The organism is Nonlabens xiamenensis, assembly GCF_003865345.1.
In the GTDB taxonomy this organism is placed as follows: Bacteria; Bacteroidota; Bacteroidia; order Flavobacteriales; family Flavobacteriaceae; genus Nonlabens; species Nonlabens xiamenensis.
In genome coordinates, this window is sequence record NZ_RMVE01000002.1 from 178,496 (window position 1) to 205,237 (window position 26,742).

The window sequence follows — 26,742 nt, forward strand, 5'->3', positions numbered from 1 at the left end:
ACTAATTAAATACTTATGAAATATAAAATTTTGATAATCCTATTGGTAGTTGCTGTCAGCGGATGTAAAAATGAAGAAAAGAATAATACCAAAATAGAGACAGAGCACAATCATACCCAGAGTGAACCTAAATCTGAGAACAAAAAAACCCTTAGTCCACACACATCGGCAATGGCTATGATAGGTGATGCTCATATCCATATAGATTATTCGTCGCCAGGCGTAAGGGATAGAATTATTTTCGGTGGATTGTTGGCTTACGACCAAGTCTGGCAGGCTGGTGCCCATATGGCTACTTGGCTTGAAACAAATAAGGATTTAGAAATCGACGGTAAAGAATTGAAAGCTGGAAAATACGGGTTTTTTGTAATTCCGAATCAGGAAGAATGGACTATCATTTTCAACAGGAATTGGAACCAACACGGTAAGGACGACTATACTGAAAATGATGATGTATTACGATTCAAAGTAACACCTAAAACTTCTGAAGATATCAAAGAACATTTAGAGTATAAAGTAAACAAAACAACAGAGACTTCAGGAACAATCTCAATGAGTTGGGAAAAAGTAACGATTGAATTTCCTTTTGAAATAAAGTAAAATGGTAAATAGAAAAACAGCGAAATGGATTAGAAAAGCGCACCGCTATTTGGGTATCTTTTTAGGGATTCAGTTTCTGATGTGGACGATTAGCGGAATGTATTTCAGCTGGACGGACATTGACGAGATTCACGGTGACCATTTTAAGAAATCGGCACCCTTGCAGACCTCATTTAATGATTTGCTCGGCACATCCCAACTTGCTACTAAAGAACCCATACAATCTTTGGAACTACTGGAAGTAGAAAATGAACCTTACTATTGGATTAATGAAGCACAGCTTTACAATGCAAGAACGGGACAAATGAAAAATGGAATTTCTAAAGAAGAGGCACAACAAGTTGCAAGTAGGTATATGTTGAACGATTTAGAAATAGTAAAAATTCAATTAGTCGATTCTGTTGGGCCACATCACGAATATCGCGATCGTCCACTTCCTGCTTACGAAATCTCATATGAGACACCACAAAATTTAAAAGCCTATGTGGCGGTTGAAAATGGCGCTTTTCAAACGGTGAGACACAGAGACTGGCGCTGGTTTGATTTTCTTTGGATGACCCATACAATGGATTATCAGGGAAGGGATAATTTCAACACGTTGTTGTTAAGGGCATTTTCACTTTTGGGATTGATAACCGTATTGAGTGGTTTCGTTTTGTGGTATATCAGTTCCCCATAAATCAGAAAACTAAAAAAAAATCAAATAATTAGTAACAAATAAAACCAAAAATTATGAATTCAAACGAACACGAAAACAAGAACAAAGGAATGAGCCAATACACTAAATTCTTCCTTATGCTAGGGTCATCATTTATAGCAATGTACATCACAATGTATTTAAATACCTACGAGTTTGACCACGTGTGGTTCAGTCTTACACGATTTTATATGGTGTGTCTAGGAATAGCTACTATGGCTGTTATTATGTTGTTATTTATGCTGAATATGTATAAAGACAAGAAAAAGAATATTGCAATTCTCGCAGGTAGTGTTATATTGTTTTTGGGAGCATTAGGACTAGTACGCGACCAAAAATCCACTGTGGGCGACGTACTGTGGATGAAAGCAATGATACCGCACCATTCTATAGCAATTTTAACAAGTGAGCGTGCAGATATTAAAGACCCAGAAGTAAAAAAACTAGCAGAAGACATTATTAAGGCACAACGTAAGGAAATTGCAGAGATGAAAGCAATGATTGAACGTCTAGAAAACGAAAAATAAGATTATGAATAAGAACATTTTATATATAGCAATAGCCGTTATCATAGGTTTGGGCGCTGGCTGGCTAATTTTTGGAAATAGCTCAGACAATGCAGCAAATAAGGATACGTCTGATATGTCCGATCAACATGACCATTCTGGCGAGAGTGCAGACCAGATGTGGACGTGCTCAATGCATCCACAGATTATGCAACCAGAAGCTGGCGATTGTCCTATATGTGGAATGGACTTAATCCCTGCTGAAGCTGGTGCTGAAGGTCTCGCAGCAAACGAGATAAAAATGGCCGAAAATGCTATGGCATTAGCAAATATTCAAACCACTATCGTGGGCAATGCAGAAGCCAGCGATGATGATGGGATGATATCCCTTTCTGGAAAAATAGCTGCTAATGAAGAAAACAATACTGTGCAAGCCAGCTATTTCAAAGGAAGAATAGAAAGACTCAACGTCAACTATGAAGGTCAACAAGTAAATCGTGGTCAGCTGCTCGCAACCATTTACGCACCAGACCTTGTAGCGGCACAACAGGAATTGATTACCGCAGCATCGTTGAAAGAATCGCAACCCGCTTTGTATAAAGCAGTTCGCAATAAACTCAAAAACTGGAAACTTTCAGATACACAAATCAATGCTATTGAAGAAAGTGGAACGGTACGAGAGAATTTCCCGATTTATGCAACGGTTTCCGGAACGGTTTCAGAAGTAATGGCAGCACAAGGCGATTATGTAAATCAAGGACAGCCTATTGTGAAGTTGAGCAACCTCAATTCGGTTTGGGCAGAATTTGATGCCTATGAAAATCAAATAGCGCTATTCAACATTAGGCAAAAAATCAACATCACGACCAATGCCTATCCAAATAAAGAATTTGAGGGCACAATTTCTTTTATTGACCCTATTTTAAATAATTCCACACGAACGGTAACGGTGCGTGCAACCCTTCAAAATCGAGAGGATTTATTTAAGCCAGGAATGTTTGTGACAGGAAAGGTAAAAGGTGCAACCCAAACTATGGAAAACATCCTTTCTGTTCCCGCAAGTGCTGTACTGTGGACGGGCGAGCGTTCATTGGTATATGTAAAAACTAATCCAAATGAGCCTGTTTTTGAAATGCGTGAAGTTACCTTGGGCAATCGCTCTGGTGAGAATTACCAAGTATCAGCTGGACTGAATAATGGCGATGAAATAGTAACTAATGGAACGTTTACAGTAGATGCAGCTGCGCAATTGCAGGGTAAGAAATCGATGATGAATCAACAGATGATGCAGGACGAATCAGCTATGATGGACGATATGGAAATGAGTTTCAGTAATGCGTTTAGCTCTGATTTCAACAAAGCGATACCATCATATCTTAAAATGAAAGATGCCTTTGTGGCAAGCGATGCTGGTCAGGTTTCCGCTTTCGCGAAAGCGACATCAAAAAAATTAAAGGAAATATCTATAACGGAATTAGGCAAAATGGAAAAGCAACATCTTACGAAAAGTATCGAGATGCTGGATGCTATTGCCACCAATGAAAATCTGGAAAACCAGCGAGCACATTTTGTGATACTTAATGAGAACGTTGTGCCTATTGCTATGAACATAGAAAACACAACAAATTACTATGTCCAAAAATGCCCAATGGCAAATAACAATAAAGGCGCGGTATGGTTAAGCACCGAAGAAAAAATAAAAAACCCATACTACGGCGATGCGATGTTGACCTGTGGTAGTGTAATTAATGAGATAAATTAAGTATGGGTAAAGAAGTAGAGCAAGAAAATAGAGACTTCGATTGGAGGAAAATAGTTGAACAAGCCTATATGAGTATCATAAAAGGTTCCTTAAATAGAATTGCTGTTTTTGGTCACGATACAATTTTAAACAATATCATTAGACTAGTTGTTAATGTAGATACAGGAGTAGAAAAGGAAAATCAAAATGCAGATGAAGTTTTGGTAGCACCAGATAAGTTTTTCATATTTAAGAATATGTGGAAGGCAACTCTGGAAATTCTTTATGAAAAATATCTACCAGCAATTGACTATAAGTTTAATTGGACAATAGAAGCAACACCATATACCCTTACAATCTGTAAACTTACAGAAGCTCATTTTGAGGATAATGAAGTAAAGCATCTTATGAAATTGGCTAAACTTGATGATCACGACATAGAGGACAATTTTTCTAAGCTTGTTAAAGATTTAGGACTAAAAAACATGAATCTTGACGGACACCTAGAAAAAAGATTGAGTGATGCAATGCTACCATTAAACAACAAAAAGAAGTTAGAGCTTCTTTTTCGATTAATGAATTTTCCACCATTGCAGGAACTGACTCTTTTTTATAGACGATATGTAGAAAAAGTAAATAGGGAGCATAAAGAATTAAGTGTAGGTTTTACAACTATTGCAGAAGTAGAAATGCCAAAAATTGGTATGAGCGAAGCTCTTCACTATTCATATTTCCAAATAGATCACGAAGTTTTCAAAAAACACGGTTTAAAAGGTTTTTCTGCACATCCTGAGCTTAAAACTTTTACTAAAGAACTAGAAGATATTCGAGCTAAAGCACATTCCAGAAAAGATGAGTTGAATGACGATATGATTTGTCCTTGTTGTGGCAAAAAACAAACTATTACTTTACCAGAAGAACTACTTCAGTATAAGTTATTATTAGAGAATACGACTTTAGCAGAAAAAATTGGGTTAGTGTATTTTGATGAGTTTATCGATGATTACAAAAAATCTATGGCTGATAGATTTGGAAACTTTATACCTAATCTCAATAGAGTTAATAATCCTAAAATTATTATTTTAGTTGAAGGCGAAAGTGAAGAAATTGCTATTCCAATTATAGCTTTCAGAAAACGATTCGTATTATCTCACAGCGATATACAAGTCTATAATTCTAAATCCAAGCAAAAACTGAAAGACGACTTCTTCAATTTTCGTAGTAAATATCCTAAGCGAAAAATAGTCTGCTTTTTAGATTCTGACGCTATTAAAGAGAGAGACGATATTAATAGAGTTATAAATGACCAACAGGATAAATACAGGATGTTATTCATTGAAAATGGAACGTTTGAAGACCTATTTGATTTAGCATATTCAGTTGATATTCTTAACTACTTATATCCTGAAGGCACTGATATTTTAGTTTCAGATTTTGATACTTCCAAGGATTTTCTATCAAACATTAAAAAGATTTTATTCAATAAAAAGAAGGCAACATTTGATAAAGTATTATTTGCTCAAACTATTGCATTGAGAATTGATATAAATAATGTTCCAGAACAAATTAATCAGGTTTTGGAAATTGTTCAAGACTTTGCTGAGCCAGCAAAATTCATTTCAAAATAAAGATTGAGGATGACCCTTTGCAACTCAATTGCATCATAATTCTTTTATCTTTGTATAATTAATGAAAGCATTTTATTCTATATCAATGTCAATTTTATTCCTTTTTCAAGGAATGACGGCCAATATGGAAATATGTGAACAAATAGAGAAATTCTCACATTTTATTTCACATTATCAAATGCATAAAGAGTATGGTGGAGATACCTTTTATGAATATGTAGTAGAGGTAATATTCAGTGATCAAGCAGATAATAAAGACCATCACGACGGCTCGCACGATGATAGTGCACCTGTACATTCACACCATCAATGCTGTCATCCTACAGTTTTCTTAACGCCTTCTAGCGCTTTGGCCTTAAAGCCACTTCTTTTTAAAGAAAGAGCGACATATTCACATTATTCTTTTCAATTTAATTCCAGATATCTGGAATCACTTTTCCAGCCACCACGGGCATAATTCAGTTTTCATAGGATAATTATATCCTTTTTTGAAGTTTTCCTAATGGGAATGCTCAACTATGTTTTTGCTTTCGCGAAAGCGTAAACTCTTTTTTTAACTGAATTAATACATTAATCTATGATTAACAGAATCATTGATTTTTCAATCAATAACAAATTTATCATTGGTCTTTTCACGTTGACTCTTATAGGAGTTGGTATTTGGTCAATGGCAACAGTAAACCTTGGGTCTGTACCAGATATTACAAATAATCAGGTGCAGGTCATCACGCAATCGCCTAATCTGGGAACGGAAGATATCGAACAGTTCGTAACCTATCCCGTAGAGCTATCTATGGGTAATTTACCTGGTGTTACCGAAATTAGATCCATTTCACGATTTGGGCTCTCTGTAGTAACCATCGTTTTTGAAGACGATATGGGAACCTATCTTCCTAGACAACTGGTAGGGGAAAAACTCAACGAACTGGGCGAATCTATACCTGAAAAATTTGGAAGTCCATCTATGGGTCCCATTTCCACAGGATTAGGCCAAATTTATGAATACACAATTCAACCAGAAGAAGGTTTCGAAACCAAGTATTCGCCTATGGAACTGCGCACCGTGCAAGATTGGGTTATCAAAAGACAACTCACATTATTGGAAGGCGTTGTAGAGGTCAACTCTTATGGTGGTAGCATAAAACAATATGAAGTTGCTGTCGATCCAGAGAAGTTAAACAGTATGGGTATCAGCATTTCACAAGTGTATGAGGCTCTCTCACAGAACAACGTAAATACTGGTGGCGCTTATATAGAGAAAAATAAAATGTCAAATTTTATAAGAGGTGAAGGTCTAATTCGCTCTTTGGAAGACATTAAGGATATTTCCATTATTAATGAGGGCAACATTCCTATTACTATTGGGGACGTGGCAACGCGCGTCCATTTTGGGAGTCAAGTACGCTATGGTGCTTTTACACAAGACGGTAAAGAAGCTGTGGGCGGTATGATAATGATGCTCAAGGGCTCTAATCCTAATGCAGTCATTCAAAATGTAAAGGATCGTATGGCAGAAATTGAAAAATCTCTACCAGATGGTCTGACTATCGCCCCAATAATTGATCGTAGTGAGCTTATTGCAAGAACCACCGATACAGTTAAAACCAATCTTCTGGAAGGTGCATTGATTGTGATTTTTGCACTTGTCCTATTGTTGGGTAGTTTAAGAGGTGGAATCATAACTGCTACTACGATACCATTGTCCTTACTTTTTGCCTTTATTCTTATGAAGCAGTTTAATGTATGGGCAAACTTGATGAGTCTGGGAGCAATAGATTTTGGAATCATCATAGATGGTGCTGTGATTATTATTGAAGGAACGGTGTATGAGATCCAAAAAAGAATAAGGTCTGGTAAGCTAAAATTCAATCAAGGAGTGATGGATAAAGTTGCCTATGATGCCGGAAGCACGATGATGGGTTCTGCGTTCTTTGGACAGATTATTATTCTCATTGTTTTTACACCTATACTTTTTCTTACTGGTGTAGAAGGTAAAATGTTTAAACCTATGGCATACACCTTTGGGTTTGCAATGATAGGTGCCATCATTCTATGTCTTACGTACGTTCCTATGATGGCAGCACTTTTTATGAAACCAGTACAAAACACCAAAAATTGGTTTGGCAAATTTGAGCGCAGGCTCGAAAAGATAAGTGATAAAATCATAGGTGCTATTCATAGTGCATATATGCCTTTATTAAAAGGTGCTCTTAAACTGAAGTTTATCGTTTTATCAGCTGCTACCGTACTACTTGTTATCGCTGGATTCATATTTTCTAATATGGGAGGAGAATTTGTACCACAGCTTGATGAAGGAGATTTAGCAATGCAGGCACTTATAAGACCAGGAAGTTCGCTAACAGAATCTATTGAAGTTTCCAAGAAAATAGAAACCATCCTATTAGAAAGTTTCCCTGAAATCAAGACGGTAACTGCTCGTATAGGTGTTGCAGATATTCCTACAGATCCTATGCCTATGGATATTGCAGATATGTACATTATCCTTAATAAGGATATGGACGAGTGGACAACAGTTTCTACTAAAGAAGGTTTAATAGATGCTATAAGAGATAAACTGGATGATGAACTGGTGGGTGTGAATTTAGTTTTTACCCAACCGGTTGAATTGAGATTTAACGAGCTGTTAGAAGGCGTAAGAGAGGATATTGCTGTAAAGCTGTATGGCGAGGATTTAGAGGTTTTATCAGAAAAAGTTCAGGAAATGGCGGCTATTATACAAACCGTTCCTGGCGCTGGCGATGTAAGTGCAGAACGTACTGCTGGATTACCACAGATGACCGTAAAATATAGGCGTGATAAAATGGCGCAATACGGACTGAATATTCAAAAAGTAAATGATTACGTAAGTACCGCTTTTGCTGGAGGAACCGCTGGAGTCATCTTTGAAGGCGAAAAGCGATTTGATCTTGTTGTACGATTTGATGAAAGTCATAGAAAAAGTATTGATGACCTGCGCAATATGTATATTGATCTTAAGGATGGTAGTCAGGTGCCCATTATCGAAATAGCCGAGATTGAATATGTCCCTGGACCTATGCAAATCTCACGTGACAATACGTATAGAAGAACGTATGTAGGTGTAAATGCCCGAGGCAGAGATGTAGAATCTGTCGTTAAGGATATTCAACAAAAACTGGATGAAGAATTGGACTTACCATCAGGATATTATATTACCTATGGTGGAGAGTTTGAAAACCTTCAAAGCGCAAAGGATCGTTTGATAATCGTTGTGCCCATCGCCCTGTTTTTAATCTTAATACTGCTATACTTTGCGTTAAAATCCTTTTCACAATCTTTAATGATTTACATCGCGATTCCTTTGGCAGCCATAGGTGGTGTATTTGCTTTATGGCTGCGCGGTATGCCATTTAGTATCTCGGCAGGTGTAGGATTTATTGTGCTATTTGGTGTCGCAGTTCTTAACGGTTTGGTACTTATTAATCGGTTTAATTCTCTTAAAGAAGAAGGCGTTATAAGCATAAAGGATAGAATATTTCAAGGGACTAAAGAACGTATTCGCCCTATTATGCTCACGGCCACTACAGATATTTTTGGCTTTTTACCAATGGCATTTTCCACATCGGCTGGTGCAGAGGTACAACAGCCACTTGCGACGGTGGTTATAGGTGGTATGCTCACGGCAACGCTGCTTACATTAATCGTTCTTCCCGTACTTTATACATTTATAGAAAAGAGACGTGAGCGCAAAGATCAGAACAAGATTGGTTCTTTTAATCCGCAAGCGTTAACTACGATTTTAATAGTTGGTTTTATGTTAGGTGGCACCGCTTTCGCGAAAGCGCAACAACCACAAGCACCTGTGCAAGACATTGTTGTCCAGGATAGTATCATACCCATCGCAATTTCACAAGCCATAGAAATTGCCAAAGAGAATTATCCTGTGCTGAAAGCGAGCCAACTCGAAATCGAAAGACAGAACGCACTTAAGGGCATTGCTTACGACTTCGGTAATACCCAAGTTTTTACTGGCGGAGAAGAGATTGCAGATGGTCAAGGCATTTATACCGTGATAGGCATCGGGCAACAGAATATTGATCTATTAGGCATAGGAGTCAAAAGACGTTTGCAACAAAAACGTATCGAGTTGGCACAAACTGGATTTAACCTTTCTGAAATTCAGATAGAACTGGAAGTCAAAAGAGCGTGGTCAGAAACATTTCAAGCAAAAAAGAAGTTCTTTTTGTACCGTGAATTGGATAGCATTTATGGTCAATTTTCAAAATCTGTAGAACTTAATTACGAAGTCGAAGCTATATCACGGTTGGAATATGCCGCCGCGCGTAATCAGGCCTTGCAAATCAACAACAAATTTCAGCAGGCAGAAATTGATTATTTCATCGCGTTACAAAAACTCAATCTTTGGTTAACACCAGATACGATGTACACCGTAACTGATGATTTGGAAGTTGCCGAAATTTCGATTTTGGATGCCGATGATACATTAGATGAACATCCCGATTTATTGCTTTCGCGAAAGCGTATAGATGAAGCACAAGCAAGCTACGACGCAGCTAGAGCAAACTTATTACCCAAGTTCAATCTGCAAGGTGGATTGCAACGTGTTAATGGCGATAGTGGTTTTTATACCTATCAAGCTGGAATTTCAATTCCGTTATTTTCTGGTCCAGACCGCAGTCGAGCAAAGACTGCAAAACTGGATACACAGATAGCAGAAACAAATGCCACTTTCAAACAACGAGAGTTGCAATCACAATTCATACAGGCACGGCAAAATTTTACAAAGTGGCGAGACACGTGGTTTTTCTATAAAACCGAAGCCCTGCCACTTGCCATAGACCAGCGCAAAGGCGCATTGCTCGCTTACAAGGAAGGAGCACTGACTTATGCCGCATTCACGCAAATCATACGCGATGCCATCCAAACAGAATTGGATGCGCTGGACGCACTCGGTAATTATTTAGATGCCTTGTTTGAACTACAATATTTTCAAAACTAAAAAGATGAAGACGATAAAATATATACCTATTACAGCGATGCTATTAGCATCATTATTGACCAGTTGTGGCGACTCAAAAACTGCCAAAGATGAAACTGAAGAAAGTACACAAACTGAAGAAAGCCATACAGAAGGCGAAGCTGAAGAAGTGATGCTCACGGCACAACAGTTTGAAGCCTTGCAGATGGAAATTGATACACTCTCTCAACGCAGTATGAGCGGTTATGTAGAAGCAAACGGTACGTTGGAAGTGCCACCGCAAAATGAAGCAAATATTACAGCGCTTACGGGAGCAAATATTGCATCCATAGAGGTAATAGAGGGCGACGAAGTCAAAAAGAATCAAGCAGTTGCCTATCTATCTCATCCCAGTATTATACAGATACAGAGTGACTATCTAAATGCGTACAGCAATAGTCGGTTTTTAAAACAAGAATATGAACGTCAAAAAAAGCTTTACGAAGCTGGCGTAGCATCTGGTATGAATTATCAAAAAGCCACGGCAGATTATCGAGCATCTACTGCAATGGTAAACGGTCTGGAAGCACAATTACGACAGTATAATATTAATGTGAGTGGCGTGCGCAATGGTACAATTTATCAGCGTGTTGCATTGCGCAGTCCTATTGCAGGTGTGGTAGAAAAAGTTTTTATAAAAACTGGTCAATATGTGGAGCCACAGACCAATCTAATGGAAATAGTAGATACAGACCACGTACACGCAGATTTGATGGTTTTTGAAAAGGATGTGGACAAAGTGAAGAAGGGACAAAAGGTACGATTCAGCATTCAATCCCGACTAGGAAAAGAACTGGAAGCAAAGATTTATTCAGTCAGCCAGACTTTTGAGCAGGACCCAAAAGCGGTTCACGTTCACGCTGAAATCGAAAATAAAGAAGGTGGTCTTATCCCTGGAATGTACATTAAAGGTAAGATTGAAATTGATAATGAGAAGACTACAGCATTTCCTGAAAGTGCTATAGTCACAGAAGCTGGCAAGAATTATGTGTTTGAAGCTCATAGGGAAGATGATGCGTGGAATTTTATACCAATTGAAATTACTACAGGCGAGAAAGATGGCGAGTGGATTGCCATACGCTTTTTTGAAACCCCAGATCCTAATGCTCGTTTTGCATACAATAATGCCTATTACCTAATGGGAGAAATGAAAAAGGGAGAAACTGAACACGAACATTAAAAGATACAAGATTAGAATGACTGAAATAGAAAAAACATTAAACGATCACGAAGTGCGTCCTACAGCTATGCGCATCTTGATTTACAAGCATCTAGCACAAAAAGATAATGCTCAAGCTTTACTGGATATAGAAACCGCTTTCGCGAAAGCGGAACGATCTACCATTTTTAGAACATTAAAGACTTTCGAAGAAAACGGTATTGTACACCAAATAGAAGACGGAACAGGAATCACAAAATACGCATTGTGTGAACCAGGTTGCAATTGCGAGATAGATCAAGACTTACACTTGCATTTTCATTGCAGTAATTGTGACGAAACTGTTTGCTTGACAGAACATAAAATACCACATATCAATATACCAGAAGGCTACGTGGCAGAAGATGTCAATCTTGTCGTAAAGGGTATTTGCGAAAAATGTAGTGGCTGACTTTGCATAGCAGTTGTACAAACAATTTGATAACTTGCAACAGTAAAAAATATCAAATTTCTCAAAATGATACAGATAATAAATTTAGATAAGGAAAATGTAATTGCAGCTCGCATCTCAGATAAGGTTTCAAAAAACGATGTAGAAAAAATTCATCCACTCATCCACGATATTATTGATAAAGTAATGAAAGTTAATTTCTACTTTGAATTGGTCGATTTTGAAAGCTATACGCTCAAGGGATTTTGGGATGATATTAAAGTGGACAGCGCACATATTTCAGACTATGGGAAAATGGCTTTCGTAGGCGAAAAGAATTGGCAAGAATGGGCTGCAAAAGCAACTGATTTCTTTACCAGTTCTGAAGTAAGATTTTTTGAACTAGAAAGTAAAGAAGATGCACAAAAATGGATTAATTTCTAAGTCGAATAAATGAAATTTAATATTGCCATTCCCACAGCATTAAAAGCGCACTATTATAAAGAGATAGAATCATATAGAATTGCTTTAAAGGAACAAAACTGGTCAACTGCGTGGCAGCACTTGGAACGCTCTCACATAATTGGTCAATCCTATCCGTTTGAGCACAGCTATTCGCATTGGTTAATGTTGATTTTTGGTTTTAAACAAAAGGACTTTAAAGAAGTTGCAGGACAATTGATACGGCTGCTTGTAGGTGGGTGGAAATCTTTTATTGACCACGTGCCAGTAGGAAATACGGGTGGTTCAAATGTGCCGCCATTAAAGAAAATGGAAATTCCAGCAGATTTGAAATTTATTTTAAATCAACACAATTAAATAAAATGAAAAAACAAAAACAAAATTTAAGGGATATAAATCCCAAAGAACATCAAGGCGAACACAGCCACGATGATGGACACGATCACGATCACGGAGATGGTAGTTCATTTAAAACATACATTCCTGCGATAATTAGTTTTGTAATGCTAATTGTAGGTATTGCCGTAGACTATTTTAATGCTATTCCAGCATTTGAAGGTTGGGTACGTATTGTCTGGTATACTATTGCTTATTTACCTGTAGGTTTTCCAGTTATTAAAGAAGGTTGGAAAAGTATTATGCGTGGCGATGTCTTCACAGAATTTTTCTTAATGTCTATTGCCACCTTGGGTGCATTTGCGATTGGAGAATATCCAGAAGGGGTAGCCGTAATGCTGTTTTATGCTGTGGGCGAACTCTTCCAGAATGCGGCTGTTAACCGTGCAAAAGGAAATATAAAAGCCCTACTCGATGTAAGACCAAATGAGGCATTAGTTTATCGTGATGGCGATTATGTTTCAGTAAATCCCGAGACAGTTGAAATTGGCGAAAAGATACAAGTGCGTGTGGGCGAAAAAGTCCCACTAGATGGTATTCTGCTTTCTGAAAAGGGATCTTTTAATACTGCGGCCTTGACAGGTGAAAGCAAGCCTGATACAATTGCTAAAGGCGATAGTGTTTTTGCTGGAAGTATTAATCTCGAAGGAGTTATTGAAGTTGAAACAACAAAAGAATTTAAGGACAGTTCCATTGCACGTATTCTCGATATGGTGCAAAACGCAACGGCTAGAAAATCAAAAACGGAATTGTTCATTAGAAAATTTGCGCGGATTTATACGCCTATCGTTGTATTCCTTGCCATCGGCCTGACGTTTCTTCCTTACTTTGTTGTAGATGATTATGTGTTTAGAGATTGGTTATATCGTGCATTGATATTCCTCGTGATTTCGTGTCCTTGTGCTTTGGTTATCTCGATACCGCTAGGTTATTTCGGTGGTTTGGGAGCTGCTTCACGTAATGGTATTCTTTTTAAGGGTGCGTCCTTTCTCGATGCAATGACTCAAGTTAATACCGTAGTGATGGATAAGACGGGAACGGTCACTAAAGCGGTATTTAAGATTAAAGAAATTGTTACTGGTTCCGCTTTCGCGAAAGCAGAATTTATGAAATACCTAATGGCAATGGAAGAGCAATCCACGCATCCAATAGCAATAGCCATTATGGAATATAAAGCTGAAGGAGCAGATTATAATGCTACAGACGTTTCTGAAATTGCAGGTAAAGGTTTGAAAGGTAGTGTAAATGGAAAAACAGTCTTAGTTGGGAACAAAGCATTGATGACAGCACATCAGATAGAAGTTCCAGCAGAAACAGACAACATTGTTGAGTCTATAGTGATGGTAGGCATAGATGGCGCATTTGCAGGTTATGTAACAATCGCCGATGAATTGAAAGACGATGCGCATCAAGCGATCAAAGAAATAAGGGCGGCAGGAATCGATAAGATTATTATGCTTTCTGGAGATAAGGATTCTATCACTCAAGAAGTAGCAAAAGAATTAGGCATCGACTGGGCAAAAGGTGGAATGCTTCCAGAAGACAAACTCAATGAGGTGGAAAAATTAAAACAGCAACCAGATACTAAGGTGGCTTTTATAGGTGATGGTATTAATGATGCGCCTGTACTTGCGGCTAGTGATGTAGGAATCGCGATGGGCGGTCTTGGTAGCGATGTGGCTATTGAAACCGCAGATGTTATTATACAAACAGATCAACCCAGTAAAATCTCAAGAGCGATAAAAATAGGCCGTTCTACACGTCGGGTTGTTTGGCAAAATATCATACTTGCCTTTGGCGTGAAAGTTATTGTATTAATATTAGGCGCTGGTGGTCTCGCCACAATGTGGGAAGCAGTCTTTGCAGATGTAGGTGTAGCATTGCTGGCTATTCTCAATGCTGTTCGATTGCAGAAAATGAAGTGGGAATAGAATTGTAGAATTCAATAAGTCAACTGGATGATTCACTTACTCAAAAGTTACATTTACGGTTTTCTGTTATGAAAGGAATTGTTTTTAAATTAATTTTCTTGGCAAACATCAACCAATGGAAAAAAATTTACTCGCTACACTTTCAAATTACAAAACAGAAATTGAACCCATCATTACATCTGACCTATCAGATATAGCAATCGTAAGCAATGGAATTGCAAAGTCAAGAATGTGTATTCATAGTTTCAGAACTACTCTTAGATCATCAAAATTTAGAAGTAGAAAAGCTGAGGTACATTTCTTCAAATACACAAAACCTTATGTATATGGACGACTAAAGTTTTTTGTAAAACTTCATAAATATTTACTTCTCAAACCTCAAGGAAGTATAGCAAAACAACGGGCGCACATTGATGAAGCCGTATTGAAGTTGGAGGCACATAATTTTAAAAACATTGATTTTGTAGGTTACTATCGAAGGGATGAAAAAAATTTAGACAAATACTATTTCGTACGTGGCAAAGACGAGATAGGCTTAGCGTCTGACTCTTCACACTTTTATACAGATCCAGAATTTAGCACCAGTCACGATAATTTGGCAGCTCAGATAATAGCCTATGATTTGTTGATTGAACATTATAATGAAGAATTGGATAGACTACGTAAAAAAGAACTCAACTTATCAATTGAGCCAGACAGCCCAGCAATTCTTAATAATTTATCCTGGACCGCTTCCAAGACTGATTTAGTTGAGATTATATATGCACTGCAAGCGTCTGGTGCGATTAGAAATGGTCAGGCAGAAATCAATAAGATGGCATTGGTCTGTGAAAAATTATTTGATTTAGAATTAGGAAATTTCTATCGCACCTATTTTGAAATTAAAGAGCGTAAAAATGATAGAACAAGATTTTTGACTAAGCTCAAAACAGATCTTGAACAAAAAATGAAAAATGATGATGAAAGATATTAGACATAAGGAATGAGTAACTTAACCACTTTGAAATGTTAAAACTCTTACCAACCCATTCCCAACTTGGGAATAAAATTCATCAAACAACCACACATTTGTAAAACGAATGTCAAATCAAAGCAAAGCAACCGCTTTGAACTGCAAGCAGTTCGGCGGTTGTTTTAATTTTAAACCGTTTTACTATGCCCACATCGATTATCACATCAGATGACCTAAGAGAATTCAAAATGGAATTACTCGAGGACCTAAAAGAACTTATTCAGACACCTGTTCAACCTAAAAAGAAGAAATATCTCAAGTCAGCTGAGGTTATGGAATTGCTACAGGTAAGCCCAGGAACACTTCAAAATTTGAGAATAAACGGCACCCTGCCCTATTCTAAAATTGGTGGCATCATTTTCTACGATGCCGATGAGATTACAAAAGTAATTCTCGAAAACCGTATTGATAATTCTCAATAGATGGAATGGAAGTCAACTACATCCAGCACCTCAACGCAGTTTTCAAAGCATTTCAAGAAGACAGCCGGTTAAACCCAACACACATCAGCTTATATCTCGCGTTGTTCCAATTGTGGAATCACCATCGCTTTCGCGAAAGCTTTCACGTAAACCGTGAGGATGTGATGAAGATATCAAAGATTGGATCCAAATCAACATATCATCGATGTGTCAAGGAATTGAATCACTATAATTATTTGGTTTACAATCCGTCGCACAATCCGTTCAAAGGGTCTAAAATTAAGATGCTCAAATTTGGGACAACCTCTGGACAAGTATTGGAACAAGCTGTGTACCAAGGTGTCCCAAATCAAGGACAAGAAGTGGTACGTTCTAATAAACATATACAAACTAATCAAAACAGTTATAAACTACCCAAGCCTAAAAATGAAATTGAAGTTCTACAATTTTTTAAAAAAGAAGAGTGGCCAGAAGTCGAAGCGCAAAAATTCTTCAATCACTACCAATCCATCGGCTGGAAAATTGGCGGGAAAATTAAAATTGAGAATTGGCACGCTTCCGCGAAAAATTGGATGCTAAAAGCCGAAGAACTCAAACAAGAAAAACATAAAAACGAGCTGTCCCAAAACGCTGCCCTGAGCTTGTCGAAGGGTCAGGACAACCTGCATACCACTCGGAACAAGAATTATAATAAACCGTTATGAAAACACCGGAAACCATATTCGACCCAAAGAAACCTCATATCATTATTGAAGGCGCTGTAGAGTATAAACTCGGTACTTTTGACGGAAGCTTTATCCAATACGATTTCGCCAGCATCGCTCGCTACATTGATGCAAAAGGAAAGCTGCTTTTCGGAAAGAACTTCAAACTCTACGATGAAGACAAGCAACTTCTGTACAAGCTCTGCAGTTACTTCGTAGCTGACGCGACCGAATGTAAAAAGTATGATATCGACATCGATAAAGGCCTGCTTTTGACTGGTCCAGTAGGATGTGGTAAAACCACATTGATGCGGTTGTTGCCGCATATCGTACCGCACAAGCGTGGCTACAACTTCATTCCGTGCCGGAATATCGTTTTTGGTTTTAACGGTGTAGGCTTTAAAATGATCCAAGACTACGAAGACCACAAATCCTATTGTTTTGATGATTTAGGTGTAGAGCACGTAGGCCGTTATTACGGCAAGGACTGCAACGTGATGGGCGAAATTCTCATTTCACGGTACGACATATTCAAACAGAAAGGCATCAAAACACACATCACCACAAACCTCAATGCAGACGAGCTGCAAGAGAAATACGGCGAGCGAGTTAGGTCACGTATGCGAGAAATGTTTAACCTTATTTCGTTTGATGAGAATAGTGTGGATAAAAGAAAATAAATTATCAATTGGATTTTAGAATGAGTAATTTTGTAGTATGTTTTATAGAAGAAAAATAGTATTTGCGTTGTTAGAGCAGTTTGATGGTGGATTAGAGAGAACAAGGCTACAAAAGCTTATTTTTCTGTTGTCACAACGCCAATCAAAACCCAATTACGAGTTTATCCCCCACCGTTTTGGTTGTTACTCATTTTCCTTGAAGGCAGATTTGGATGTTATGGCACAGCGCGAATGGTTAGCCTTTGATAACAAAACCTACAGTCCGGCAATAGAGAAAAAATACTATGCTGAACTCAATGCTATGGATAAGCAAATCGTTCTTGAAACAATTTCCAACTATGGTCAAATGAGTACTCGCGCTGTAACTACTCATACTTATATAAACTTTCCATATTTCGCATCACGGAGCACCATAGCAGATGAAATTTTACCATCTAAATACCTTGAAAAAGTTCATAATGCTCGTAATATGGACTTTACAAAAATGTTGTTTACAATAGGTTACGAAGGTATTTCTCTTGAAGAATACTTGAATAGATTAGTAAAGAACAACATCAAGGCCTTAATTGATGTACGTAAAAATCCTTTAAGTCAGAAGTTTGGGTTTAGTAAAAAATTATTACAACGTTTTTGTCGCAGGTTAGATATCGATTACATCCATATTCCAGACGTTGGCATCGATTCAAGTAAGCGTAGAGAATTGAATACCCAAGATGACTACAACATTCTTTTTGATGATTACAAAAAGACCACTTTAGAAACGTCGATAGCTGCACAAAAAGAAATCTTGGCACTATTAGAACAATATCAGCGTATTGCATTAACGTGTTTTGAGGCTGAAACTTGCCAATGCCATAGAACACCATTAGCAGAAAAGCTGGTAACAAATAATTCATCAAAAATACCATTGAAACATATTTAACAATGGCGACTACTCGAGTACTAATAACTGTTAAAACTTATCCAAACCTATCTTCGAAGTATGAGGAGTTAGTTTGTACAGCTGGTTTACTGGAAGACGGTACTTGGATAAGGATTTATCCACTTGCTTTTCGTAAAAAGGACTACGAACAGCAGTATAAAAAATACGATTGGATAGAGCTAAATTTAGTTCCGAATAACAGCGATTTCCGTCCAGAAAGTTATCGACCTTACTCTATTGATACACAAATTGCTATTGTCGGCAATATTGATACTTCAAATAATTGGCGCAATCGCAAAGATATAGTTCTTAAAAATGTCCGCACAAGTATAACTGACTTAATTTCGGAAGCCTATGATGAGCAGAAACGAACATCATTAGCAACTTATAAACCAAGGGAAATTATCGATTTTGTAGTTGAACCTGCGGACAGGCATTGGGATAAGCACAAAATAGCAAAACTAAAAGCAAATCGTCAGCAGGGCAATATGTTTGAATACCCTGAAGACCCTTTTGAAGTTGTAGACAAATTGCCGTATACATTTCGGTATGTTTTTCTTGATGAAGATGGGACAAAGAGACGTATGATGATTGAAGATTGGGAAACGGGAGCACTTTATTGGCGGATGCTCGCTAAATTCGAAGGTAATGAATCCTTGGCGGTAGAGGCAGTAAAAAAGAAATATTTGGATGATTTTGCACGTACCAAAGATTTATACTTTTATTTAGGCACAACCCTAAAGTATCATATCCGCAAAGCCAGAAACCCCTTTGTAATTGTAGGTACTTTTACACCTAAGATTGAATTGCAAACAAGTTTATTTTAAAGAAAATAGGTACTGCCATCATTACTTGATTATCAAATTTCCCCATCTTCAGCACTTACCAGCTCATCGATCATTACCTCATTTCGCAAGCTGCATTCGTCCATTCACTCTTCACTAACAAGAGCCTATGGTTCCGCGCGGTACCAGCAATGATTACCACAAACATTCAAAATAATAAACTAACTGCTTGGTTGATTTATAATGCATATTTTTTTTAAATCTTCATATAGATAATCATTGCTCGTACTCTTTGCCTTTGCGCGCACAATCGTCGAAAGATTTGTCTTTCAATTGAACAACAGTAATAGCATTAACATTCGGGAAGGCAGGTAATAAGGTGTGCGCCAGTTGTTCCATTTTGTTCCATAAAACAACCCGACAAGGGTATATAAACAGGCATCAATATTTAGTATAAAAAATTGACCATTCGTTAAGCCTGCCCTTGTCGGGACCGCCACCACGTCCATCACGTCATCCAAGTGTACTGGCTTGTTTTATTCCACACATTCCACGCCTTCTGCACTCGCGGCTACTCTTGTCCCTTAGAATCCCAAATAGGACGGCTATCGCCGGCATAATTAGTAAGGGACAACCGCCGCTTCACGTTTTGCGAGCCTGCGTGTCGCTGCGGGCTTATACGGTGTCACATTTTTTGATACCGTTTTAATAAACACTTGGGAATGGCATAACGTCCTACAGCCGTAACACAGATAAGTGTTACCGCTTCCGTCCTGACAAGTAAGAGCTGTACCTTCCTTCCGCGACTTCCTATCGTCAGACACTACACTCACGCACAGCACTTACCCATATCAAGAAACCTCATCCTTCCATTAAAAAGAATCAAAAAACTGCGCCACCTAGTGTACAACATAGCCGTGACCGCCTTCCGTGCCTACAGGCGCCCACTCACGGCACCCTTGCTCATCTCGCAGGCGGCTCGCGCCTTTTGGATTACCTGCTTGATAAAAATTCGTAGATTGCTGTATAAAACATTTACTATTATGAGTTTAGATAATTACGATATGTACAAGGATGGCGACAACTGGGCTATAAAAAAGCGTGGTAATGATAAAAATACTAAAGTGTTTAAAGACTTGAATAAAACCGAAGCCACGCAACAAGCCGCAGCTCTTTTGAAAGAAAAAGGCAATGCATCCTTAAAAATTAGAAAAGAGAACGGCCAGATTCAAGAAGAAAGAACTTATCCGCGTTCTGCTGACCCAAAAAATTCACCTGGTTAGAATCGATTAGAATAAAAAAAGGCCACAAATATAGTTGGCTTCCTACGGCCAACGCTATGATGCAGTAAAGTTCAGGCCTGTCGGTTTTGAAAAAAATAATGCGCCGAAGAAACGCATCATTTTTTTCAACCCTTTATCGGTCGGTCGCAAGATTTTTACCAAAAAACTTGACAGCATCGCCACGCCACCAGAGAGATTGCTTTCTTTTTTTGTTTTTCTTTTAAAATAATATTGGTGGGCTTTGGTAGTAAGTAGAAACATCCTGCTAAAAGAAAAACCCTAGAACTAATTCCAGGGTTTACTCAATTACCGATGTCATTTTCGTTTACGCTTTTTTACCTGCCGATTGGTACTTCGCGAAAGTATCTTTTTAATACGGTTCTTAACCAAAATCTTGAGAAGTAAAGACACTATGAAACTGATAGTCGCACCGAATACTGCCATAATTGCTGAGGTCAAGAAGCTCTCACTGTCAATACTCGGAACAGTAGCAGCGATAGTACCACCAAAAGTGCCCATTATCGTTGGAAGATATCGGTGTGGCATAGCGATTACTTTTCATTCCTACTTAGACGGGAATCAGTTTTGCCTATATCCTCAGACTTTTCTTTTTTCGCTTTCGCGGAAGCGGAATCATCTGAAACTACTGCTTGACTTACAGCTGTGGCAACCGTGCCAGCGACGGTCATATAGGTTGCGACGGTTACAACAGCTGCAGGAAGTGCGATGGGAGCTGCGATAATGGCACCGCCAGCGGTGGCCAATGCGATACCTATATTTCTCAAAGTCTTGAAAAACTTCGGTGTTGGTTTTTTATAACGTTGTACAAGGTTCATTGTATTAAGATTTTATAGTTAATGTTACTTTTTCTTTTCGGTCATAGGCTTGATAGCAGAGCGATAACAGCTTCTGCAATGCAGCGCGGGATAACCAGCCCGTTCCAATGCCTGAGAGTTGCGAAACTGGCGATAGACAGCCGCGCAGTTCCTTTGCGGCATCATTTGCAGGGTGTATGAGAATCAAACTACGACCAGGAACGTTCAAAATGTGAAGATGATTTCTAAACCGCTTCGAAATTCTCGGTACAACCTCATAAGCGCCTTCCGGAACACAAGAAACATTCCGCCGATTGTCCTGCCAAGGCAGCTCAATCGTAAAGCAGATGAATCTGCCATTAATGAAAAGGGCACCGTTGGTACCCTTTTCAAAATAGCTTCGCTTCAGGATGAGGTCCATCTTAAACCTTATCTACATTTGCAACTGAAAGCGCATTAAATGCACCATTTTTCAACGAATACATCTGCCCGTTCACTTGCTGATAGAATTCGATTCCAACCACCTGCACAATCGGCAACGCCGATCCAGCTGGAAGAGCGATCGCAAGGTTGATGGCTGCGGTGTTTGCACCGTCATACGGCAAAATTGCCGTCTCAGCACTCTCGAAGCTCGAGGTCTCATTTGCAAAGTCAAGCTCTGCAGCACCAGTTACAACTTTGAAGTGTGTAGTTCCACCAGGAGCAGCAATTCGCACCGCTGGTGCAAATGGTGCCAAGTTCAATTCCACATCGCCAGTTGCACGGTCGAGAGTGGTGGAATAAGGAGCAAACAAGGTTGCACCAAGTTTCCCATTGAGGTTGAACTCAAAGCCTTGTAGCGTTGCCATATCACCATCTTCGATAGTTCTGGCGCCACGCTCGTTGACCGTGTCCGTTTTGGTTACCGCAACAAGTGCTTTGGTCAATCGACTTACCACACGTTTATCTTTTGCATTTTGCAAAAGCACACGGATTGCATTGCGGATGACTTTGCCGCCTTTGCCGGCACGTCCAAATTCAGACCCATTCTCACGCGTTCTTTGAAACGCTGGATCATTGGCGATACGATTGGCATCCACACCACCTTTGGTGCGCGCCAAGTGCCCGTCAGAGCTTTTGTAAAAGGAAATGTCGCCGAGTGTTCCCTTTAGTTTGATAATACCAGTTTGTCTTGCCATTTTTAAAAATTTTATGATTACTCAACAAATCAAAGTAGATTTGTAAGGAAAGAGAAATAACCCATACCACCTCAGCCGATTAGCACAATTTTTGCCGAGAATTACCTATACTTCAAGCAAGGATTCGCTATGGATGAAGTATAGATAGTGTATCACTATGAAGATTTTAAGAGCCTGCATATTCCCAAAAGACGTGCATTGCCTAACTGGCAGAAGCGAACGCTATGGCAGGAAGCTTTTAAATGATATTAGAAGGCACTTTGATAAGCAATCCCATCAGTTTGTAACCGTCAAAGAATTCGCCGAATATAGCGGCATAGAAGAGGAAATTATCACAGAATATTTACAGCAAGTTTCATAGTATTTAGTGCTGTTTATGTAGGTTTGAATACTGGAAATTGTTATCTTTATATAGTCTTGAAAGTATCAAAACAATTCAAGCAAGTTCATTAAAAATGGTAGTTAATCGGTCAGTTGTATATCTTGACTAACTGTTTAAGCCCTAAAAATACTGCATAATGCGTGGTTTTACGGCAATCCTGTCGAGGTCACGAATGAATAGTTCAATAAGAAAAAACGCCAAGCTTGCTTGAGCGTTTTTTTGTTTGAAGTATTCTCAAAGCGGAGCTTTGCAGGATGCGCGAAGCGAATCCTGTTTGTGAAATTCTATAATCAATAAAACATCCTCCTCAAATGGTTTGAACTTCGCCCCTTCCAGGTCAAGAACAAACCGTTCAATAAGAAAAAACGCCAAGCTTGCTTGAGCGTTTTTTTGTTTGAAGTATTCTGAAAGCGGAGCTTTGCAGGATCTATCATTTTGGCAAAGTCATCAATAAATAGAAAAAGGTCATAAGGTTTTATCAGGTAAGTAAATGGTTAACGGGAATCTTTTACCTATAAATAGTAAGGATAATTTAGGGGCTGGGTGCTATACATTTTTAATAACTGATGATAATACCTTTAGATCTATTAAATTCGTAAATTAAGTTGAAGGTCAGTCGTTCTTAAAATTACACTTATGAAAAATAAACGTAACCGAGTTTTTTTGCTATTGATAGCTGCCGTATCTGCTTTGGGCGGATTGCTTTTTGGTTATGATACCGGAGTCATCAATGGTGCTCAGTTTTATCTTACAGAGTATTTTCAATTAAGTGATGCTATGAAAGGCTGGGTAGTAGGTAGCGCGCTATTAGGATGTTTAATAGGAGCAATTATTGCAGCTCCTTTAAGTATCAAAATAGGTAGAAAATGGTCTCTAATCATTTCTGCCCTACTTTTTACCTTATCAGCTTTTGGGTCTGGATTACCCGAAATGTTTCCGCAAACCGTAACAGTTTTAGTGATTTTTAGAATTATAGGTGGACTAGGAATAGGAATAGCTTCCATGAATGCACCCATGTATATCGCAGAGATTGCTCCTTCTCATATTAGAGGTCGCATGGTCACCTATTACCAACTTGCGATAGTCATTGGTTTTTTTGTTGTATTTCTAGCTACTTATTTCATAGGCAATAGCCTTAATGAGGTTCAAAACATAGAATATGGATGGAGGCAGATGTTTTGGTCAGAGCTTATACCTAGTGTATTATTTTTGTTGTTATTGTTCTTTGTACCCAAAAGTCCTAGATGGCTTGCACTTAGAGGAAATGATGATGAAGCTCTTATGATTCTTAATAAGATCAATGATAAAGAGACCGCAGCTGTAGAAATGAAGCATATTAAAAGCTCTTTACGTGATAAATCTAGTCATGTAAAACTCAGCTATTTTTCTAAAGGTATTTTCACCATTATTTTAATAGGAACTGTTCTTTCCATGTTACAGCAGTTTACAGGAATCAATGCAGTACTATACTACGGTGCGGATATTTTTGAAAAGGCTTTAGGTTTTGGTAAAGAAGATGTTTTATTACAGCAAATATTACTTGCATTTGTTAATCTCGTATTCACTTTTGTAGCCATGTTTACGGTTGATAATTTTGGGCGTAAGCCACTGCTATACATAGGTTCTGCGGGAATGATTTTAGGATTCACGTTGTTGGGAGTATCCTTGCAGCAGGAAAGTGTGGGAATGATTTCTTTGATCGGTGTTTTAATTTTTATCGCCTCTTTTGCGCTGTCTATGGGACCAGTTGTTTGGGTCATATTATCTGAAATGTTTCCAAATAAAATAAGAAGTGTCGCGATGTCGATAGCTGTAGCTGCGCAATGGGCTGCAAACTATGTGGTTTCTCAATCATTTCCTGTAGTAATGGGGAGTGAAACAAACAATTCACAACCATGGAATGGTTCTATGCCTTACTTCATATTTATAGGATTCATCCTGATTATTGTTTTTGTTACCTATAAATTCATTCCAGAAACAAAAGGGAAAACCCTGGAAGAGATTGAAGGGTTTTGGGAATAATTAGGAATTGATCGACCTAAGCCACGTCAGCTGAACCTCTTACCACAATTGATTCCGATGATCGCCCTTTTCCTTTGTCATGAAGAGAAAGAAACGAAGTTCATCCTCATACATTGAGCGCAAACTCCCTGAATACCTGCTTGTGCTTTTCCATGTCTAGGTCAGGTGAAAAAGAAGCCCGGACGATATAGTCCTTATCTTTTTCTTGAGTTGTTCCTTGGGTAGACGTGGCCGGTACGGTCCAATACACGCCTTTCAATTGTCCGTAGCTCACACAAAATTTACTTTCTTCCGGAATTTCTTCAATCATTGCGTGAATCAGCTGGAGATTAAGTTGGCGTTTTCTGGCCTCTCGTTCCTCTGGTGTCGCTCCTGAAGTCGGGAGATCCAACGAAAATACCGATGGTGTGAATCCGCGGGCAGCCAGTTCTTCTGAAACAAAGTTAATTTTAGCTTCTGGTAGGGTGTTCTTGATAAATTCCACAAACTCTCGTGTATGGAGATAAGCCTCTTTAATACGGTTCTTCATAGAAGGTAATTGCTCTGCCAGCAAATGATATTGTAAAGCTGTTGCCTCGTTATCGCATAGGATGAGATGCTGCTGGATCAATGGACCCAAGTCATCTGCTACCCGATTGACCATCGCATAACCTGCCGTGCATTTTCCGCCACTGGGGAATTTTGATCCACTGGCATAAGAAATGGCTTTGACGGCGGAAAGCAGCTCTCCCTCTTTCATGAATGCCACATTGGGACAAAATGTCTGGTCAAGTATGAACACCGGCTGCACAGCAGACTGTCCGCTTGCAGTGGTCCGCTTCTGGCGCAGCACAGATTCTAGTTCGCCTAGATCTGGTACCTCTACCCTTGGGTTTGTGGGTATCTCGGCGATGATAAAAGGCACCGCGTCATCCTGGGCCAACTGTTCTAAAATACGACGCAAACCGCTGACCATATCGTTTTGTCCATCGACATGAAGATCTACGATCTCTACATGAGGTAAACAGGCAGCCACCCTCCTGGCCTGGTCATTGGTACCGCCATAACAGTTCGTCGGAACTATAAATTTTACGGGCTTGCCTTGGTGGGCGAGTTGAGCATGTTCAATCAGTCCCATCATGATCGCATACTGGATGGATAGCCCGCTGGAACCTACCATGGGCTGGGTATCCACCTGCATTAAATCTTTCAGGTAGGTAAAAACCTCTTGCTTATCTGCTTCAAGTTGGTCGTGATCTTGTGCTGAAATTTGGGCACCGTTGATCATGGCATCCAGCAAATAAAAGGTGTCCTGAGGGGTCATCGCAATGGTTTCCCGTCTACGCACATGCTGAATGGCCGAAACATAGGCATCGGCATCTTTGTGGTATATACTGAGCACACTTCCTAAATCCCCACAAAAATCTATATAAAAATCCGCGGTGGGCTGCTCGATGATGGTCATTGGATCACGCTTTCGCGAAAGCGAAACACTTATTCCATCAAAGCGGTCGTTTACTTCATCAGCGTCACCCACCAAGGTCTCAAAATCGTAACCATAAATGGACTTGATTCTTTCCTGGTCAAAAAAAGCTGGAACTTCTGCATCAAAAATTAACCTGGTTTTCTTTCCGTTCAGGTGATTGAAGCGTAGAATCGCCAAAATTGGTGCTGTTTGTGAAGCAAAAGAAATAACCTGCTCGGATGGAATACCTTTGATCTTGCCCAACGTCCATTCCAATACACTGGACAATTGATGCCCTAACCTGATATAGTCATAAGCCGTCGGTAATTGACACAAAGACTCGGCTCCGGATTGACCCGCAGCAAATAAATCTTCAAATTGTTCCAAAAACTCAGTCTTGGCCTTTGATTCATTATAAATGTCTAACCTATGTGTCGTGATGTCCAACCATCCTTGAGGTAGATTCTCTAATACTTCCTTTACAAATTTCAGTACACGTCTATCTTGCATAAGCTCTTATTTCTCA

The 26,742-nt window shown here is 38.9% G+C and carries 26 protein-coding genes; 20 read left to right on the forward strand and 6 right to left on the reverse strand.

The window, feature by feature from the left end; genetic code table 11:
• The first annotated feature begins 15 nt into the window (after nucleotides 1-15).
• The 19 genes from EGM47_RS05820 (at nucleotide 16) to EGM47_RS05910 (ending at nucleotide 20,375) form a co-directional block, all read left to right on the forward strand.
• Nucleotides 16-600, forward strand: coding sequence for a DUF2911 domain-containing protein (locus tag EGM47_RS05820; RefSeq protein WP_124979853.1), 585 nt, complete (start codon nucleotides 16-18; stop codon nucleotides 598-600).
• Nucleotide 601: 1 nt separating this feature from the next.
• Nucleotides 602-1,279, forward strand: coding sequence for a PepSY domain-containing protein (locus EGM47_RS05825; protein WP_124979854.1), 678 nt, complete (start codon nucleotides 602-604; stop codon nucleotides 1,277-1,279).
• Nucleotides 1,280-1,332: 53 nt separating this feature from the next.
• Nucleotides 1,333-1,824 (forward strand): DUF305 domain-containing protein, encoded by a 492-nt coding sequence (locus EGM47_RS05830; protein WP_174270037.1) that lies wholly within the window; start codon nucleotides 1,333-1,335, stop codon nucleotides 1,822-1,824.
• A 4-nt stretch (nucleotides 1,825-1,828) separates the two neighbouring features.
• A complete protein-coding gene (locus EGM47_RS05835; RefSeq protein WP_124979855.1) occupies nucleotides 1,829-3,565 on the forward strand; it encodes an efflux RND transporter periplasmic adaptor subunit in 1,737 nt (578 codons plus the stop codon).
• Between the two features lie 2 nt (nucleotides 3,566-3,567).
• Entirely contained in the window at nucleotides 3,568-5,172 is a 1,605-nt protein-coding gene (locus tag EGM47_RS05840) for an OLD family protein (RefSeq protein ID WP_124979856.1), read from the forward strand.
• A gap of 85 nt (nucleotides 5,173-5,257) precedes the next feature.
• Nucleotides 5,258-5,629 carry a hypothetical protein gene (locus tag EGM47_RS05845; RefSeq protein WP_124979857.1) on the forward strand — a complete coding sequence of 124 codons (372 nt, stop codon included), beginning with the start codon at nucleotides 5,258-5,260 and terminating at the stop codon, nucleotides 5,627-5,629.
• A 120-nt stretch (nucleotides 5,630-5,749) separates the two neighbouring features.
• Nucleotides 5,750-10,171, forward strand: coding sequence for a CusA/CzcA family heavy metal efflux RND transporter (locus tag EGM47_RS05850; RefSeq protein WP_124979858.1), 4,422 nt, complete (start codon nucleotides 5,750-5,752; stop codon nucleotides 10,169-10,171).
• A gap of 4 nt (nucleotides 10,172-10,175) precedes the next feature.
• Nucleotides 10,176-11,369 carry an efflux RND transporter periplasmic adaptor subunit gene (locus EGM47_RS05855; protein ID WP_124979859.1) on the forward strand — a complete coding sequence of 398 codons (1,194 nt, stop codon included), beginning with the start codon at nucleotides 10,176-10,178 and terminating at the stop codon, nucleotides 11,367-11,369.
• 16 nt (nucleotides 11,370-11,385) lie between these two features.
• A complete protein-coding gene (locus tag EGM47_RS05860; protein WP_124979860.1) occupies nucleotides 11,386-11,799 on the forward strand; it encodes a Fur family transcriptional regulator in 414 nt (137 codons plus the stop codon).
• A 66-nt stretch (nucleotides 11,800-11,865) separates the two neighbouring features.
• Nucleotides 11,866-12,222 (forward strand): SpoIIAA family protein, encoded by a 357-nt coding sequence (locus EGM47_RS05865; protein WP_124979861.1) that lies wholly within the window; start codon nucleotides 11,866-11,868, stop codon nucleotides 12,220-12,222.
• A 9-nt stretch (nucleotides 12,223-12,231) separates the two neighbouring features.
• Nucleotides 12,232-12,597, forward strand: a complete 366-nt coding sequence (locus EGM47_RS05870) for a DUF3703 domain-containing protein (RefSeq protein ID WP_124979862.1) — start codon at nucleotides 12,232-12,234, stop codon at nucleotides 12,595-12,597.
• Between the two features lie 5 nt (nucleotides 12,598-12,602).
• Nucleotides 12,603-14,567 (forward strand): heavy metal translocating P-type ATPase, encoded by a 1,965-nt coding sequence (locus EGM47_RS05875; protein WP_124979863.1) that lies wholly within the window; start codon nucleotides 12,603-12,605, stop codon nucleotides 14,565-14,567.
• Between the two features lie 115 nt (nucleotides 14,568-14,682).
• A complete protein-coding gene (locus EGM47_RS05880) occupies nucleotides 14,683-15,540 on the forward strand; it encodes an RteC domain-containing protein (protein ID WP_124979864.1) in 858 nt (285 codons plus the stop codon).
• Between the two features lie 182 nt (nucleotides 15,541-15,722).
• Nucleotides 15,723-16,001: a helix-turn-helix domain-containing protein gene (locus EGM47_RS05885; protein WP_121916951.1), complete on the forward strand. Its 279-nt coding sequence runs from the start codon at nucleotides 15,723-15,725 to the stop codon at nucleotides 15,999-16,001.
• A gap of 5 nt (nucleotides 16,002-16,006) precedes the next feature.
• Complete coding sequence (locus EGM47_RS05890; RefSeq protein WP_124979865.1) at nucleotides 16,007-16,705, forward strand: hypothetical protein; 699 nt, start codon at nucleotides 16,007-16,009, stop codon at nucleotides 16,703-16,705.
• Nucleotides 16,702-17,385, forward strand: coding sequence for a P-loop NTPase family protein (locus tag EGM47_RS05895; protein ID WP_124979866.1), 684 nt, complete (start codon nucleotides 16,702-16,704; stop codon nucleotides 17,383-17,385). The genes EGM47_RS05890 and EGM47_RS05895 overlap by 4 nt, the downstream gene beginning before the upstream one ends.
• Before the next feature lie 37 nt (nucleotides 17,386-17,422).
• Nucleotides 17,423-18,307 carry a DUF488 domain-containing protein gene (locus EGM47_RS05900; RefSeq protein WP_124979867.1) on the forward strand — a complete coding sequence of 295 codons (885 nt, stop codon included), beginning with the start codon at nucleotides 17,423-17,425 and terminating at the stop codon, nucleotides 18,305-18,307.
• 2 nt (nucleotides 18,308-18,309) lie between these two features.
• Nucleotides 18,310-19,134: a hypothetical protein gene (locus tag EGM47_RS05905; protein WP_124979868.1), complete on the forward strand. Its 825-nt coding sequence runs from the start codon at nucleotides 18,310-18,312 to the stop codon at nucleotides 19,132-19,134.
• Nucleotides 19,135-20,135: 1,001 nt separating this feature from the next.
• Nucleotides 20,136-20,375, forward strand: coding sequence for a DUF2188 domain-containing protein (locus EGM47_RS05910; RefSeq protein ID WP_206052127.1), 240 nt, complete (start codon nucleotides 20,136-20,138; stop codon nucleotides 20,373-20,375).
• Nucleotides 20,376-20,429: 54 nt separating this feature from the next.
• Here EGM47_RS05910 and EGM47_RS05915 read toward each other — a convergent pair whose 3' ends face one another.
• The 5 genes from EGM47_RS05915 to EGM47_RS05935 are packed head-to-tail and all read right to left on the reverse strand — an operon-like array spanning nucleotide 20,430 to nucleotide 22,368.
• Nucleotides 20,430-20,636, reverse strand: coding sequence for a hypothetical protein (locus EGM47_RS05915; protein WP_124979869.1), 207 nt, complete (start codon nucleotides 20,634-20,636; stop codon nucleotides 20,430-20,432).
• A gap of 54 nt (nucleotides 20,637-20,690) precedes the next feature.
• Nucleotides 20,691-20,921 carry a hypothetical protein gene (locus EGM47_RS05920; RefSeq protein ID WP_121916943.1) on the reverse strand — a complete coding sequence of 77 codons (231 nt, stop codon included), beginning with the start codon at nucleotides 20,919-20,921 and terminating at the stop codon, nucleotides 20,691-20,693.
• Nucleotides 20,922-20,926: 5 nt separating this feature from the next.
• The gene (locus tag EGM47_RS05925) at nucleotides 20,927-21,211 is read right to left on the reverse strand and encodes a hypothetical protein (protein ID WP_121916942.1); all 285 of its coding nucleotides are present in this window, start codon (nucleotides 21,209-21,211) and stop codon (nucleotides 20,927-20,929) included.
• Between the two features lie 4 nt (nucleotides 21,212-21,215).
• The gene (locus EGM47_RS05930) at nucleotides 21,216-21,611 is read right to left on the reverse strand and encodes a DUF5675 family protein (RefSeq protein ID WP_121916941.1); all 396 of its coding nucleotides are present in this window, start codon (nucleotides 21,609-21,611) and stop codon (nucleotides 21,216-21,218) included.
• Nucleotide 21,612: 1 nt separating this feature from the next.
• Complete coding sequence (locus EGM47_RS05935) at nucleotides 21,613-22,368, reverse strand: hypothetical protein (RefSeq protein ID WP_124979870.1); 756 nt, start codon at nucleotides 22,366-22,368, stop codon at nucleotides 21,613-21,615.
• Between the two features lie 1,018 nt (nucleotides 22,369-23,386).
• Here EGM47_RS05935 and EGM47_RS05945 point away from each other — a divergent pair.
• Entirely contained in the window at nucleotides 23,387-24,772 is a 1,386-nt protein-coding gene (locus tag EGM47_RS05945) for a sugar porter family MFS transporter (protein ID WP_124979871.1), read from the forward strand.
• A 106-nt stretch (nucleotides 24,773-24,878) separates the two neighbouring features.
• Here EGM47_RS05945 and EGM47_RS05950 read toward each other — a convergent pair whose 3' ends face one another.
• Nucleotides 24,879-26,726, reverse strand: coding sequence for a PLP-dependent aminotransferase family protein (locus EGM47_RS05950; RefSeq protein WP_124979872.1), 1,848 nt, complete (start codon nucleotides 26,724-26,726; stop codon nucleotides 24,879-24,881).
• Nucleotides 26,727-26,742 lie beyond the last annotated feature (16 nt).

Bases quoted from the DNA above. Each gene is read 5' to 3' on its own strand.
- EGM47_RS05845 (WP_124979857.1), top strand. From the start codon at position 5,258: ATGTCAATTTTATTCCTTTTTCAAGGAATGACGGCCAATATGGAAATA.
- EGM47_RS05840 (WP_124979856.1), top strand. From the start codon at position 3,568: ATGGGTAAAGAAGTAGAGCAAGAAAATAGAGACTTCGATTGGAGGAAA.
- EGM47_RS05915 (WP_124979869.1), bottom strand. From the start codon at position 20,636: ATGTTTCTACTTACTACCAAAGCCCACCAATATTATTTTAAAAGAAAA.
- EGM47_RS05900 (WP_124979867.1), top strand. From the start codon at position 17,423: ATGTTTTATAGAAGAAAAATAGTATTTGCGTTGTTAGAGCAGTTTGAT.
- EGM47_RS05890 (WP_124979865.1), top strand. From the start codon at position 16,007: ATGGAAGTCAACTACATCCAGCACCTCAACGCAGTTTTCAAAGCATTT.
- EGM47_RS05930 (WP_121916941.1), bottom strand. From the start codon at position 21,611: ATGGACCTCATCCTGAAGCGAAGCTATTTTGAAAAGGGTACCAACGGT.
- EGM47_RS05865 (WP_124979861.1), top strand. From the start codon at position 11,866: ATGATACAGATAATAAATTTAGATAAGGAAAATGTAATTGCAGCTCGC.
- EGM47_RS05885 (WP_121916951.1), top strand. From the start codon at position 15,723: ATGCCCACATCGATTATCACATCAGATGACCTAAGAGAATTCAAAATG.
- EGM47_RS05860 (WP_124979860.1), top strand. From the start codon at position 11,386: ATGACTGAAATAGAAAAAACATTAAACGATCACGAAGTGCGTCCTACA.
- EGM47_RS05820 (WP_124979853.1), top strand. From the start codon at position 16: ATGAAATATAAAATTTTGATAATCCTATTGGTAGTTGCTGTCAGCGGA.
- EGM47_RS05870 (WP_124979862.1), top strand. From the start codon at position 12,232: ATGAAATTTAATATTGCCATTCCCACAGCATTAAAAGCGCACTATTAT.
- EGM47_RS05905 (WP_124979868.1), top strand. From the start codon at position 18,310: ATGGCGACTACTCGAGTACTAATAACTGTTAAAACTTATCCAAACCTA.
- EGM47_RS05950 (WP_124979872.1), bottom strand. From the start codon at position 26,726: ATGCAAGATAGACGTGTACTGAAATTTGTAAAGGAAGTATTAGAGAAT.
- EGM47_RS05910 (WP_206052127.1), top strand. From the start codon at position 20,136: ATGAGTTTAGATAATTACGATATGTACAAGGATGGCGACAACTGGGCT.
- EGM47_RS05945 (WP_124979871.1), top strand. From the start codon at position 23,387: ATGAAAAATAAACGTAACCGAGTTTTTTTGCTATTGATAGCTGCCGTA.
- EGM47_RS05850 (WP_124979858.1), top strand. From the start codon at position 5,750: ATGATTAACAGAATCATTGATTTTTCAATCAATAACAAATTTATCATT.
- EGM47_RS05935 (WP_124979870.1), bottom strand. From the start codon at position 22,368: ATGGCAAGACAAACTGGTATTATCAAACTAAAGGGAACACTCGGCGAC.
- EGM47_RS05880 (WP_124979864.1), top strand. From the start codon at position 14,683: ATGGAAAAAAATTTACTCGCTACACTTTCAAATTACAAAACAGAAATT.
- EGM47_RS05920 (WP_121916943.1), bottom strand. From the start codon at position 20,921: ATGCCACACCGATATCTTCCAACGATAATGGGCACTTTTGGTGGTACT.
- EGM47_RS05855 (WP_124979859.1), top strand. From the start codon at position 10,176: ATGAAGACGATAAAATATATACCTATTACAGCGATGCTATTAGCATCA.
- EGM47_RS05895 (WP_124979866.1), top strand. From the start codon at position 16,702: ATGAAAACACCGGAAACCATATTCGACCCAAAGAAACCTCATATCATT.
- EGM47_RS05925 (WP_121916942.1), bottom strand. From the start codon at position 21,211: ATGAACCTTGTACAACGTTATAAAAAACCAACACCGAAGTTTTTCAAG.
- EGM47_RS05825 (WP_124979854.1), top strand. From the start codon at position 602: ATGGTAAATAGAAAAACAGCGAAATGGATTAGAAAAGCGCACCGCTAT.
- EGM47_RS05830 (WP_174270037.1), top strand. From the start codon at position 1,333: ATGAATTCAAACGAACACGAAAACAAGAACAAAGGAATGAGCCAATAC.
- EGM47_RS05835 (WP_124979855.1), top strand. From the start codon at position 1,829: ATGAATAAGAACATTTTATATATAGCAATAGCCGTTATCATAGGTTTG.
- EGM47_RS05875 (WP_124979863.1), top strand. From the start codon at position 12,603: ATGAAAAAACAAAAACAAAATTTAAGGGATATAAATCCCAAAGAACAT.